Below are 13,741 nucleotides of genomic sequence, written 5' to 3' on the forward strand. Positions count from 1 at the left end.
TAAGAGTTTGACCCTGTCAGCTTTTGATTTGGAGGAAGAATATGTTTAAAAGTACATCAAAAAGAGATCGAGAAAAACGGTTGATTATCTTTGCCTTTACGATTATTCCAGTCGCATTGATTTTGACGTTTTCTTACTACCCTCTCTTCAAAATGTTCCAATATAGCTTGCAAGATTGGAACGGCTATAGCACAAATGCTAAGTATGTTGGTTTTGAAAACTATAAAACGGTTTTAACCAATCCAAATTACTTTACTGTATTTAAAACCAGTTTGTATTACTTCATTGCAACCTTTTTCCAATTAGCAGTAGCTCTATTGTTCGCGACCATTCTTTCTTTCAAAGTGAAATTTGCGAATTTGTGGAAAGGAATTCTTTTCTTCCCTTATCTACTAAATGGGGTAGCTATTGGTTTCATTTTCCTTTATTTCTTTAAAGGAAACGGAACCTTGGATACAGTGTTGAAAGCTATCGGATTGGGAGATCAAATCCATCTCTGGCTTGGTGATCGTTCGATCAACAATATTTCTCTAGCCTTTACCTCTGTATGGCGCTATACTGGATTTAACTTCTTGGTCTTCTTAGGAGCGATTCAATCTATCAATCCAGAAGTTTATGAGGCGGCAGAGATTGATGGTGCAAACCGTTGGGATCAGTTCCGTTATATCATTGTCCCTAGTATCCGCAATATCATTTTCTTAAATATTATTTTGGGTGTCAGCGGATCATTAAGCGTATTTGATATCCCTTATATCATGACTGGTGGATCAAATGGAACAACGACCTTTGTGATTCAAACCATTGATACGGCCTTCAAATACAATAAAGTGGGACTGGCATCTGCAATGGCAATTATTCTCCTTGTGATTGTGATTGTTGTCTCGCTCGTTCAAAAAATGGCAACGAATGAAAGGAAGTAAGGAATGAAACAGAAAGTCTCGATAGGGAAGGTCCTTCAATATGTGATTTTGGTGGCAGGAGCCATTGTGGCCCTTCTTCCAATCCTAGTGGTCTTTATTGGATCTTTTAAAACAAACAAAGAATTCCTAAGCAGTGGAGTTTTGGATTTGCCAAAATCATTTGATTTTTCAAATTACAAAACAGCCTTTGTGAATGGCCAAATGCTCTTAGGATTTAAAAACACCTTGTTTATCTTTGTGGTGAGTATGGTTGGGAAATTGACCCTCGCTTCTATGTTTGCTTATGCGATGAGTCGATTTGAGTTCAAGTTGAAAAAACCCATTTTGATGCTCTTTGTTTTGGCTATGTTGATTCCAGGGATCACCAGCCAGGTAGCAACCTTCCAAATCATTAATGGTCTTGGACTATTTAACAAAATCTGGTCAGTTATCCTCTTGAACTTGGGAACAGATGTCATTTCTGTTTATGTATTCTTACAATACTTGGATGAGATTCCTGTTTCCCTTGATGAATCGGCATTTTTAGATGGTGCTAGCTACTTTGGAATCTTCTGGAGAATTATTCTTCCAAACTTAAAAGCACCAATCGTAACCATGTTAATTATCAGTGGAGTCGGTGTCTACAATGACTTCTATAGCCCCTTCTTGTACATGCCAGACCGCAAATTAAAAGTTATTTCAACAGCCTTGTTTGCCTTCAAGGGGCCTTATGGGACAAACTGGCCAGTCATCTTGGCAGGGGTTGTGATTGTCATCCTTCCAATTTTAATCGTCTTCTTATCCCTTCAGAAATATATTTACAATGGGGTTTCTGGGGCTGTTAAGTAGGAGAAACTTCATCTTAGAAAAGGAAATCAAGTATGGTGGAAAAAAGATCCAAACTAAAACAATTGATTGAAAAAATCTATTATGTTGGTAAATTATCTGTTTTGTTTTGGGTTAGTCTCTTTCGAAAGGGATTGGTCTATGCGTGGGTTGCTACCATTCAAAACTGTTTAGAATGCGCCCAAGAACGGTACATAGAAGACGAATCTATCTGGAAATGGTCAGGGAAAAAAAGAGAACAAACCCTTATTACCTATATGATTTCCTTTCTAATGACCCTGACATTTTTCGGAATTTTTGCATCGTGGATGTCCATGATGCGACAAGTAAGCGAGCTTGCGATTACGGCCTTTGTCTTCTCGAGCATCCTTTGGTGTATTCTCTTCTTATTTGCGACTGCTTTGGCCTTAGGCAAGGGAGGAAAAGAAGAGACTAACTTCTCGCTCTTTCGAAAAGATCCCTTGTTTGCTATTACCTTGTTTCTAGGCTTGTGTGCAGGCATTTGGTTTTCACTCACAAAAAATATTATTGGTTGGTTTTTATTTCCAGGTTTGTATTTTTACCTTGTCATCTTGGTGAAAAAGATGAAGGTGCAGTAAGATGATTTTTATTCAGGAAGAACAACAGGTTTTTCATCTTCAAAATAAGTATTTTAGCTATATCTTTCGTGTGATGGAAGAAACAGGGATTTTAGAACAACTCTATGTTGGAAGTCCCATTCCAGAATTGGAAGATTACGAACTCTTTATTGAGCGGGAGATTCGTCCGGGCAATAATTTAGTCGAAGGTAGTCTCTTGACCTCTCTTGAAACCATTAAGCAGGAAATGCCTGTTTTTGGAACAACTGATTTTCGCTATCCAGCGATCGATTTGGAAAGTGAAGCGGGAGACCATGTTTTCCAATTCACCTATCAAGGCTATAGCATAAGGGATGGAAAAGAAGTGTTAGAGGGGCTTCCAGGAAGCTTTGCAGATGCGCCGGATGCCCAGGTATTAACCATCCATCTCAAGGATCGTTATGAAGAACTTTATCTAGACCTTCGCTATACCGTCTTCCAAGATTTGGCTGTCTTGACGCGGCAACAACAAATCAGAAATCAGAGTGGACAAAACTTTAACCTTCATCAATTGGCCTCATTGAGCCTCGATCTTTCAAATGAAAACTATGAATGGCTTCATTTAGACGGAGCATGGGCAAAAGAAGCCCACTTGAAACGGGATAAGATTCACACAGGCGTTCAACAGATCTCAAGTACTCGAGGAGCCAGTAGTCACATGCACAATCCGTTTTTAGCGGTCTGTGAGCCGACGACAACAGAAACACGCGGTCAAGCTTTTGGTTTCTGTCTCCTGTATAGTGGGAATTTCCTTGCTCAAATCGAACGAGATAATTTTGATGTTTTACGGATTCAACTGGGGATCAATCCCTTCCAATTCAAATGGAAGTTGGAGGATGGTGAAAGCTTTGACAGCCCAGAAGCAGTGATGGTCTATCGTCAAGACGGACTAAATGCAATGAGTCAGACCTTCCATCAGTTCTTCCAGAAACACCTTGTTCGTAGTAGCTGGCGAGATACAAAACGCCCAGTTTTATTGAATAATTGGGAAGCAACTTATTTTGACTTTGATGAAGAAAAGTTGCTAGAAATTGCGAGGGAAGCAAAAAATTTAGGGGTGGAACTCTTAGTACTGGATGATGGCTGGTTCGGTGACCGAAATCGAGACGAAGGTTCATTGGGGAACTGGGTGGTCAACCGTAAAAAACTTCCTGGAGGGCTCGAGAAACTTTCGAAAACCCTGCATGATGAAGGACTCTTATTTGGACTGTGGTTTGAGCCAGAAATGGTTTCAAAAGATACTCCATTGTATCAAGAACACCCGGAATGGATCATTGGGCAAGGTCAGAAAAATATTTCGCATGGACGCAATCAGTATATCCTCGACTTTGGGAATCCTCAAGTAGTGGAAGAAATCTTTGGACAAATGGATCAGATTCTTTCTCAAGTGGAAATTGATTACATAAAGTTGGATATGAATCGCTATATTTCAGAAGCCTTCTCCAATCATTTACCAGCTGATCGACAAGGTGAGGTCTGTCACCGTTATATTTTAGGGGTCTATCGCTTGTATGAAAAGCTGATTCAAAAATACCCTCACATCTTAATTGAATCCTGTGCGGGGGGAGGGGCTCGTTTCGATGGAGGTATGTTGTATTATAGTCCACAAATTTGGGCTAGTGATGATACGGATGCTATCGAACGTATTCAAATCCAATCGGGTCTGTCGATGATTTATCCAATTGCCTCTATGGGATCACATGTTTCAGCTGTACCGAATCACCAAGTGGCTCGGATTACGAGTTTGGAGATGCGTAAGAATGTAGCACTGTTTGGTAGCTTTGGCTATGAATTGGACCCAACCAAGCTGGAACCTGAAGAAAAAGAACAAATCAAACTAGATATTAAAGAATACCAATCTTATCAAAACTTAATCTATACAGGAAACTTCTACCGTTTAGAAACAGGAGATTCTAATCGTAAGGCCTGGATGGTGGTTAGTCAAGACCAAAAAGAAGCCCTGGTTGCCCATTATCAAATTTTGGCAGAACCAAATCCCAATTACAAACGTTTGAAATTGCAAGGTTTGCTTGCGGATGGAAAATATCATGTCAGTGAGAAGAGAGTGGATCAAGTACGGACAGGCGCTGATTTAGAAGCGATTGGACTATTGTTGAACCAAAATTATATTGGACGTCAAAATGACTTCTGGTCGCGAGAAATGCCTGGTGATTTTCATTCACGTTTATTTTATCTAAAGATGATAGAATAAGGAAGATCTAGAATAATAAAGAGAGTTGAGTGAGACAATGGAAAAATATAAAGTCATTGCAAATGCAGTTCGAAAGAAAATTATTGAAGGGGAGTATTTGCCTGATCAAAAACTCCCTTCAGAAAAAGAAATGGGTGAGACCTTTCAAGCGAGTAAACTGACCATAAAAAAAGCAATTGATATCCTTGTCTCAGAAGGTTTAATTGTCAAACGTCGTGGATCGGGGACTTTTGTTAAATCACTCTCCATTGAAGAAATGGAACGCTTGATTGTAGATAACCAAATGCGTGGAACCTCTGCCTTTCATCCGGATAAGGAGGTTACCAGTAAAATTCTTCAATATGAAATTGTTCCGGCTACAGAAAAGGTGGCTAGTAAGTTGAATATTCCTATGGACACGCAAGTGTATGAAATTTATCGTGTCCGTTTGGTGAATAAGCAACCAACCGTTATTGAAAAAACCTTTATGCCAGTGTCTATTATTCCTGGATTGAGGAAAACAGATTTGGAAGGCTCCATTTATACGTATATCGAAGATAAATTAGGGTTGTACATTGAAAGTGGGCACCGAACGATTTCTGTACGAAAAACAAATGACATTGAAGTAGAAGAATTGCAACTTGAGACAGGGGATCCTGTTGGAGTAGCAGAACAGATCGGCTTTTTAAGTAATGGTGCTCCGTTTGAGTATTCAATCAGTGTACACCGCTACGATCAGTTCTCTGTAGAAATGATGGTCAAGCATTAAGAGGAGTGAATCATGGGAATTTTAGCATTTGATATTGGAGGGACAGCTGTCAAATATGCTCTCTATGAGGAGCAAGAATTAAAAGAATCTTCATCTTTTCAAACTCCATCAAGCTGGGAAGAAATGAAGGCTAATCTCTATCGGGTCTTTGAAAGCTATGCTGCTAACTCAATTGAAGGAGTTGCATTTTCAAGTCCCGGAACAGTGGATGCTGTTCTTGGAGAAATCCGAGGGAAAAGCGCTGTTCCTTATCTTCATAATTTTCCTATTCTCAAGGAATTAGAGGACTTGTTTTCTCTTCCCGTATCGATTGAGAATGATGCCAACTGTGCAGCCCTAGCAGAAGTAGAATTTGGCGTGGCAAAAGAGAGTACCAATGCAGCCTTCTTCATCATTGGGTCTGGGATTGGTGGGGCTATCGTGATCAATCGTGAGCTCTATAAAGGAAGCTCCCTCTTCGCAGGGGAATTTGGTTATATGCTTCAAACCGCCAAGGATTCCTTGAGCATGCTAGCTAGCCCAGTGAATGTAGCTGGAACCTATTCAAAAGCAACAGGCCTTTCAACTTCTATATCAGGAAAAGAACTATTTGAAAGAGCGGAAAAAGGAGAAACGGGAGCGATCGAAGCGGTCTCCCACTTGTATGATGAGTTAGCTCGTGGTATCTACAACATTTTGTTTGTTCTCAATCCAGATGTGGTAGTCATTGGAGGAGGTATCTCTGTGAGGGCAGATCTTTTGGAGAAAGTGGATTCACGTGTGAAGGGACTATTAGAAGAAAATGGTATAACGGATCTCCCTTATGAGATCAAGATATGTCGGTTCCATAACGATGCTAATCTCTTAGGAGCTGTTGCGAATTTTAAAAAGAGGGCCTAAAATGAAGATCTTAGAAACAGATCGCCTCGTTTTTTTCGGTGATAGTATCACAGAATGGGGACGAGACCGGAGTCAAGCCTCTGATTTGGGAACAGGATTTGTCCACTATGTGGGAGAAGTATTGAAAAAGAAAGTTCCTCACTTGGCTATTTATAATCGGGGCATTGGTGGAGACCATCTTCAAGACTTGCTAAATCGATTGGAGGACTGTACTAGCCTTCAGCCCACCAAGGTGGTTTTGTTGATTGGCATCAATGATGTTTGGCATCAGGTAGGGCAGCCAGATTTTGGAAGTCGCGAAATCAATGCAGTATTCGAGTCGAACTACCGGATTTTGTTACAAAAATTGCAGGAGGCGGGTGTCGAAGACATTCTATTGTTGGAACCGTTTGTATTACCATTTCCAGAGGATCGGCTTACTTGGAGAGTTGATTTGGATCAAAAAAGGCAGGTTGTAAAAAAGATGGCCCAGGAATTTCAACTTGAATGGGTGACATTGGATCATCTGCTAAATGAAGAGGCAAAATTTATTGGAGCCCAAGCGTTGACAGGAGAGGATGGCGTGCATCCAACACTCCTAGGAGCTCGCATCATCGCCAATCAAGTACTTTCCTATCTTGAGGTGATGGTATGATTAATCAAGAAATGGCCTATGAGCAATGGGGTTCTTATCGGAGTCCCCATCAAAAACCAGCAGACTTTGATGCATTTTGGCAAAAGGCCAAGCAAGAAGTTGAAAATCTTAGTTTAGCCTTTCAATTAACTCCCTACCCTTTTCCTTCGAAACTAGTGGAAGCCTTCGAATTGCGCTTTCAGGGAGTTGGAGAAGCTGAGATTTATTGTCAATATCTGCGTCCTAAAAATAGTGAGGATAAAAAACTTCCGGCTCTTCTTCAGTTTCATGGTTACCATGTGAGTAGTGGTGATTGGAGTGACAAGGTAGCATTAGCTGCTGAAGGAATCGCAGTAATTGCGTTAGATGTCAGAGGCCAAGGTGGAAAGTCAGAGGACCGCTTGGTTACAACTGGTGGGACTGTTAAAGGACATGTGATCCGTGGTGTGGAGGATGGCCCAAACAATCTGTATTACAAAAAGGTGTATCAGGATCTTTACCAGCTGACGCGCGTCTTACAGCAAATGGAAGAGATTGACCCACAGGAGATCATGACCTATGGAGTTTCACAAGGAGGGGCTCTAGCATTAGTGACCGCTGCTCTAAGCCCATCCATCAAGAAAGCCTTTGTTCAGTATCCGTTTTTAAGCGACTTTCGAAAAGCCTATCAATTGGATCAAGGACAATCGGCCTATGAGGAATTAGCTTATTGGTTTCGATTCCGGGATCCATTACACAAAAACGAGAAAAAATTTTTTGAAACATTAGACTATATTGATATAAAGAATTTTGCGTCATGGATTCGGGCTGACGTATTTTGGGGAATGGGATTGGAAGATCGCATCTGTCATCCCAAATTACAATTTGCAGTATGGAACGAGTTGCAAACGAAGAAAGAATTAAGCTGTTACCCAGAGTATGGTCACGAATACCTACCAGGATTCAGCGATGAAATGAGAAAGAGAATCATAGAATAATAAGGAGATAATGGTGATGAAACAATTTCCAGAAAATTTTTGGTGGGGGGCTGCTACATCAGGACCTCAAAGTGAAGGACGATTTGATAAAAAACATAGCAATATGTTTGACCATTGGTATGACATTGAACCCGAAGCCTTTTATAACTACGTAGGACCGGATACAGCATCCAACTTTTATAATAGCTACGAAGATGACATTGCTAAAATGAAAGAAGTTGGTTTAAACAGTTTACGAACTTCGATTCAATGGACACGACTCATTGATGATTTGGAAACCAATACGGTTGATCCTAAAGGAGTGGACTATTACAATCGCGTGATCGATACCTTCCTTGCAAATGGAATCCGCCCAATCTTTAATCTCCATCATTTTGATTTACCAGTAGATCTCTACCATAAATATGGCGGTTGGGAATCTCGTCACGTTGTCGATCTTTTTGTTGGTTTTGCAGAACAATGCTTCAAGCATTTCGGAGATCGTGTTAAAGACTGGGTTGTCCACAATGAACCAATGGTGGTAGTGGACGGTGAATACCTTTATCAATTCCACTATCCAAAATTAGTGGACGGCAAAAAAGCTGTTCAAGTAGCCTATCACCTTAATTTGGCAACGGCTAAAACGATTGAACGCTACCGTGAAAAAGGATATGATAAAGATGGCGGTCGTATTGGAACAGTTTTAAACTTAACTCCAACTTATGCTGCTTCAGAGGAAAAAGAAGACCAAGATGCTGCTCACTTTGCTGAACTTTGGAACAATAAGATGTTTTTAGAGCCTGCTGTACACGGGCATTTCCCAGAAGAATTGGTTGCTGTTCTGAAGAAGGACGGGGTATTATGGCAAACAGAAGAAGGCGATGAAGAATTGTTCCGAAACAATACGGTCGATTTTCTGGGTGTGAATTTCTATCATCCAAATCGGGTTAAGAGACCAGATATTTCTCCTGATTCTGTTGGAGACTGGATGCCAGGCCGTTACTTTGATAACTATGATATGCCAGGCCGTCGCATGAATATCGACAAGGGCTGGGAAATCTATCCTAAAGCGATCTATGATATTGCTTTGAATGTTCGAGACAATTATAAAAATATTCCATGGTTTGTTTCTGAAAATGGGATGGGAGTCTCACGTGAAGAACGATTTATGGATGAACATGGACAAATTCAGGATGACTACCGGATTAACTTTATCCAAGAACACTTAGAATGGTTACACAAGGGGATTGAAGAAGGTTCTAATTGCTTTGGCTATCACCTTTGGACGCCAATTGATTGCTGGTCTTGGACCAATGCCTACAGAAATCGCTATGGCTTGATTTCGAACAATATTCACACACAAGTGAAGACGATCAAGAAATCAGGTTACTGGCTCAAAGAAGTGATTGAAAAAAATGCGATAAATTAAAAAGAAATAAGAGAAAATAACTTATCTTGCAGATGCTGTTGAGCCTAGCAAGGGCGTTGTTTTCTCTTTTTTAAAAAAATGAGGAAAATCAAATGAAACAAGGGATGAAAAAGCAATTAGTATTAAGTGCAACAGTGGGAGGAATTTTTTTATTTGCTCCAGTTGTATTGGCAGCAGAAGAGCAGAATGCTCCTACCGTTGAGGAGGTTACTGGAAGCAATCAAGTGAGTTCAGAAACGTCTACATTATCAGAAGTAGCTACTTCGCAGGGAATACCAACTGTTACAGCTTCATCATCAGAAAATACAGCGACTGGTCAAACTAGTGAAACTAGGCTACTCGCAATGACAGATGATCAAGCTAGTCAAGAAACCAAAGAATTGTATGCCTACTTAAAAGACCTAAACAAGAAGAAGGATATTTTGTTTGGACAGCAACATGCGCTAGATGAGGGAGTAACTTTGACCTCTGAAGGATCTAGAGCGGGTTCGACAGACTCGGATGTAAAAAATGCTGTAGGAGATTATCCAGCTGTTTTTGGATGGGATACCTTGAGTCTTGACGGCTATGAAAAACCAGGTGTTTCTGGTGATCCTAAACAAAGTATCGCAAATTTGACTCATTCAATGAAGACAGCTCATCAATTGGGTGGGATTATCACCATGAGTACCCATCCTCATAACTTTGTGACAGGAGGAGATTTTAACGATACTTCAGGAAATGTGGTCCAAGAGATTTTACCAGGAGGATCGAAAAACAATCAATTTAATCAATGGTTAGACCGCATTGCAGAGTTAGCTCACAATCTTAAAACAGACGAAGGTAAAACGATTCCAGTTATTTTTAGACCATTTCATGAACAGACCGGAAGTTGGTTCTGGTGGGGGGAAAGTACGACCAATCCAGAACAATATAAAGCCTTGTATCGCTATACAGTTGAATACCTACGAGATCAAAAAGGGGTTCACAACTTCTTATATGCCTACTCACCAGGAGCTGGAAATGACCGTTATTTTAAGACTTATCCAGGTGATGCCTATGTTGATGTGTTAGGAATCGATAGTTACGATGATAAAAACCAACCTGGTTCAGACAGTTATATCCAAGCTTTAAAAAAGGATACAACCATGTTGGTAAAAGAAGCGGAGGCACGAAATAAAATAGCAGCTCTGACAGAGTTTGGTTATAGCGCACAAGGATTGAAGAATACTGGTAATACCTTAGATTGGTATACTCGGATTTTCAATGCTTTACAAAAGGATCCAGCAGCTTCAAAGATTGCCTATATGATGACCTGGGCGAATTTTGGCATGGGAAATAATCTCTATACCCCTTATCGAGATGTCAATGGAAATCTTGGGGGAGACCATGAGTTATTGGCTGATTTCCAAAAATTCTATCAAGATCCTCATTCTGTCTTTTTAAAAGAAGTGGGGACGATCTATGGTACGGGTAAATCATTGCAAACAAGCCCACATATTTCTACACGCTATGTAATACAGCCAGGGAGTGATAGCCTTATCAAGGATCAAACTTTGACTATTGTTGCTAAAGCTAAGACAGAAGATACAAAGGTCACCGCTCGCTTCAATGATCAAGCTCCTGTATCCTTATCTTTAGTCAATGGTTTTTACACTGGAACTATCACACTGCCGGAAAATGTGAAGAGAGAGGTCGCCCACCTTGTATTTGATTATTACCAAGGAGATAAGATTGTTGAAAGTCAGAATTATCGCTTATATATCAAACGAGGAAGCCAACCTCAAGATCCACTAGTCGTGGATGATTTTGAAGATTATTTAGGAGAGCGGGACCTTTTGGAGCGTGCTTACTCATCTAATGGGGATCCTATCGTGATGTCTCTAGAAAAAAGGCAGGGTCAGGATGGTTATCGTCTCGTCTATGATTACCAATTGGATCGAAATGGCTATGCTGGTCGCCAGTTGTCTTTCGATAAGGATTGGTCAGTAGCCAATGCTATTCAATTTGAACTTGATGCAGATCAGCAAAGCAATCGTCATTTGACAGTCCAGATTCAAGTTGGTGGCGTAAGCTTTGAAAAAGACATTGACCTTTCCAATGGAGTTCATGGGCTTGTGACCATCCCTTTGTCAGAGTTTAAGCCAGCTCAATGGGAAAGTCATCAGTCTGCTCAAATCACCAAGGAACGTTTGAAAAAAGTAACGCAATTTGCTCTTTATTTAGGTGGAGATAAAGGAAAAGGGCAATTGAGGATGGATACAATCAAAGCAATCACGGATCCAAATCTTGCTACATTGCCTGAAAAGGAAGCAGACAAGACATATGAAGCGAAACTTTATCCATTTGACCAAGAAAGTACAGATTGGCAAGGAGAAGGACGAACAGTTTCGGATGGAGCCTTACATGCTACCTTAGCTTTAAAGAAAGACGACAAGGCAGAAATAAAGGTGAATCAAATTTCAGATCTTTCCTCCTATGATTGGTATGTTGTACGAGTCAAGGCGAGCCAACCTCTTTCTGCTAAGCTTTTTATCAAAGTTGGGGATAGCTGGCAATGGGTAGATAGTGGGTCTCAAGATCTATCGAAAGATTACAAAGAACTTCGTTTTGATCTATCTAGTATTGAACATCGGGATGCAACGCGAGAAGTCGGAATAGAGTTTTATAAATCTTCTGATGAAGCGGGAGATAGTGAGGTTACAATTGATTATATTGCTTTTGTTAAGAGTCTGGATGAATTGGTAGGCTTGAAACCAAAAGAATTGCCAGAATCACAGCCATCACCACTCCCAGAAAAAGAAGAGTATACAGAGCCTAACAGCCCTGAAGGAGATCCTATAGAGACACAAGCGAAGCCAACCGATGAGAAAGGACAATCTGATTTCAAAGGAGCGACTCAAAGCCCGATCACATCTAAGAAAGAGGAGACGGATAGTCAAAGCCAAGTCTCTAAAGGGACGGTGGCAGATGAAAAAAGTACAGTTTCTAAGGTGATGGAAGTAGAAGAACCCAACTTTGATTCACAAAAACAAGGTCATTCGAAATTGTTACCAAATACAGGTTCTAATCCGTCTCTCTTGGCAATTATTACTGGAATGGTCTTCATAATGCTAGCTGGGTTCATTAAAGTGTTCTATAAAAACGATAAATTCTAGTTTCTAGCTGATATGGTGGAGAGGTAAAACCACTACATAGAGGGGAATTTTACTATACTTTCAATTTAGGGTATACTAGTGTAAAGATCTTATTCCATGGAGGTAGTAAAATGAATCTTAAGTGGAAGAAAAAATACCTGGGACCGATTTTGGGGCTGGTCGGAGCAACTGTTCTGATCGGTGGAGTCTATCTCTACTCTAGCTCCAACATCCAACCAGACCATCAAAAGGAATTTAACCAGACCAGCAAGAAGGTCACCAAGCCAAAAGAAAAAGCCATTGACTTGAGTGGTGACTATGTCTCTAATGAACGGGATGAAGCCAAAATCGAGAAAAAGGGCAAGGCCTGGAAGATCGATTACCAAACAGCTGACGGCAAGGTATCCGCTGAATTTAGCACGGATTGGAAGGTCGAAGGGTCTAACAAGGTTTCGACAGGCAAGATGAAAAAGTCCGATGGCAATACCGATTTTACAGTCACTGTTCGTGTCTTCAAATACAAGACAGATAAGAAGCCTTTGATCACGGTCACCATGTCTGACAAAAATCCTGACCACGAGATGGTCTTTGCCAATCGAGAGGATTTTTTCAAATCGACAGATCCCAATGATGTCGTCCTTGATGGCAATCTCTCACCGTTTGAAGGTGCTTATTCCAATGATACCTATGAAAAGGAAATCGCAGCTTCAGGTTTTAAACTCTACGGCTATACTCCAGAAGAATATTACCAAAATAAGGCCAGCGCTTTTCCAAGTATTGTAAATGGTGAGACAGGATGGACCTTCTGGAGTGGAGGCACTCGGGCGAGTTACCTGCTCAATAAAGAAAAAGAGCCTAAGAAGCGAAAAGGCTATTATGAAGTTTATTTCACTGGGGCAAATGCGACTGCGATCCAAGGGCAAGAGCAAACCTTGTACTTGATCCCAGCGGGTGTGACAGGTCCTGACGGAGTAGCTTCTCAAGAACGTCGGATTCTCTTTGGGGACGTGGCCTACCGTGATTACCATCTAGAGTGGTGGAAAGCTTACCCACAACCGAAAAAAGAGAAAGACTTGGATATTGCGGCCATTAACGGAGGCGACTTCTCAAGCTTAGCTGGAACCTGGCGCAATGGCAAGGGAGCTGAAATCGTCATCCAAGCAGACGGAAAAGTCAAGGGTCAAGGTAGCCTCAAGGCTGTTGCGGACTCGGATAAGAAGAGCAAGATCCCTTATGTTGAGATGAAGATGGGTGAGACTGGTGCTGCGATTGGACTTCTGAAAATCGGGTTCCAAAATCCAGATGGAGACCAGTCTGATACCAGCAAGCCACGTCTAGTGGTCACTCAATCTGCAGGCAACTACCCGGCTGATCAATATTTCTACCGTCAATAAAAGAGAGTGGGACAGAAATCGGTCATTCGTTA

Annotated in this window: 11 protein-coding genes; all 11 read left to right on the plus strand. The window is 41.0% G+C overall.

Annotated elements, in window-relative coordinates; all coding sequences use genetic code 11:
• The first annotated feature begins 41 nt into the window (after positions 1 to 41).
• The 11 genes from HMPREF2904_RS03095 (at position 42) to HMPREF2904_RS03145 (ending at position 13,709) form a co-directional block, all read left to right on the plus strand.
• Positions 42 to 920 carry a carbohydrate ABC transporter permease gene (locus tag HMPREF2904_RS03095; protein WP_070659970.1) on the plus strand — a complete coding sequence of 293 codons (879 nt, stop codon included), beginning with the start codon at positions 42 to 44 and terminating at the stop codon, positions 918 to 920.
• 3 nt (positions 921 to 923) lie between these two features.
• Entirely contained in the window at positions 924 to 1,748 is an 825-nt protein-coding gene (locus tag HMPREF2904_RS03100; RefSeq protein ID WP_070659973.1) for a carbohydrate ABC transporter permease, read from the plus strand.
• 32 nt (positions 1,749 to 1,780) lie between these two features.
• Entirely contained in the window at positions 1,781 to 2,344 is a 564-nt protein-coding gene (locus HMPREF2904_RS03105; protein WP_070659976.1) for a hypothetical protein, read from the plus strand.
• 1 nt (position 2,345) lies between these two features.
• Positions 2,346 to 4,574 (plus strand): alpha-galactosidase, encoded by a 2,229-nt coding sequence (locus HMPREF2904_RS03110; protein ID WP_070659980.1) that lies wholly within the window; start codon positions 2,346 to 2,348, stop codon positions 4,572 to 4,574.
• A 37-nt stretch (positions 4,575 to 4,611) separates the two neighbouring features.
• Positions 4,612 to 5,322 carry a GntR family transcriptional regulator gene (locus tag HMPREF2904_RS03115; protein WP_070659983.1) on the plus strand — a complete coding sequence of 237 codons (711 nt, stop codon included), beginning with the start codon at positions 4,612 to 4,614 and terminating at the stop codon, positions 5,320 to 5,322.
• A gap of 12 nt (positions 5,323 to 5,334) precedes the next feature.
• Positions 5,335 to 6,201, plus strand: a complete 867-nt coding sequence (locus HMPREF2904_RS03120) for an ROK family protein (RefSeq protein WP_070659985.1) — start codon at positions 5,335 to 5,337, stop codon at positions 6,199 to 6,201.
• Position 6,202: 1 nt separating this feature from the next.
• Complete coding sequence (locus HMPREF2904_RS03125; RefSeq protein ID WP_070659988.1) at positions 6,203 to 6,835, plus strand: SGNH/GDSL hydrolase family protein; 633 nt, start codon at positions 6,203 to 6,205, stop codon at positions 6,833 to 6,835.
• Entirely contained in the window at positions 6,835 to 7,791 is a 957-nt protein-coding gene (locus tag HMPREF2904_RS03130; protein ID WP_371106544.1) for an acetylxylan esterase, read from the plus strand. The genes HMPREF2904_RS03125 and HMPREF2904_RS03130 overlap by 1 nt, the downstream gene beginning before the upstream one ends.
• 16 nt (positions 7,792 to 7,807) lie before the next feature.
• Positions 7,808 to 9,199 (plus strand): glycoside hydrolase family 1 protein, encoded by a 1,392-nt coding sequence (locus HMPREF2904_RS03135; protein ID WP_141751189.1) that lies wholly within the window; start codon positions 7,808 to 7,810, stop codon positions 9,197 to 9,199.
• 92 nt (positions 9,200 to 9,291) lie between these two features.
• On the plus strand, positions 9,292 to 12,336 hold the full coding sequence (locus tag HMPREF2904_RS03140) for a glycosyl hydrolase (protein ID WP_070659996.1): 3,045 nt from the start codon (positions 9,292 to 9,294) through the stop codon (positions 12,334 to 12,336).
• A gap of 110 nt (positions 12,337 to 12,446) precedes the next feature.
• On the plus strand, positions 12,447 to 13,709 hold the full coding sequence (locus HMPREF2904_RS03145; protein ID WP_070659999.1) for a DUF6287 domain-containing protein: 1,263 nt from the start codon (positions 12,447 to 12,449) through the stop codon (positions 13,707 to 13,709).
• Positions 13,710 to 13,741 lie beyond the last annotated feature (32 nt).

It is taken from the genome of Streptococcus sp. HMSC072G04 (assembly GCF_001813295.1).
In the GTDB taxonomy this organism is placed as follows: Bacteria; Bacillota; Bacilli; order Lactobacillales; family Streptococcaceae; genus Streptococcus.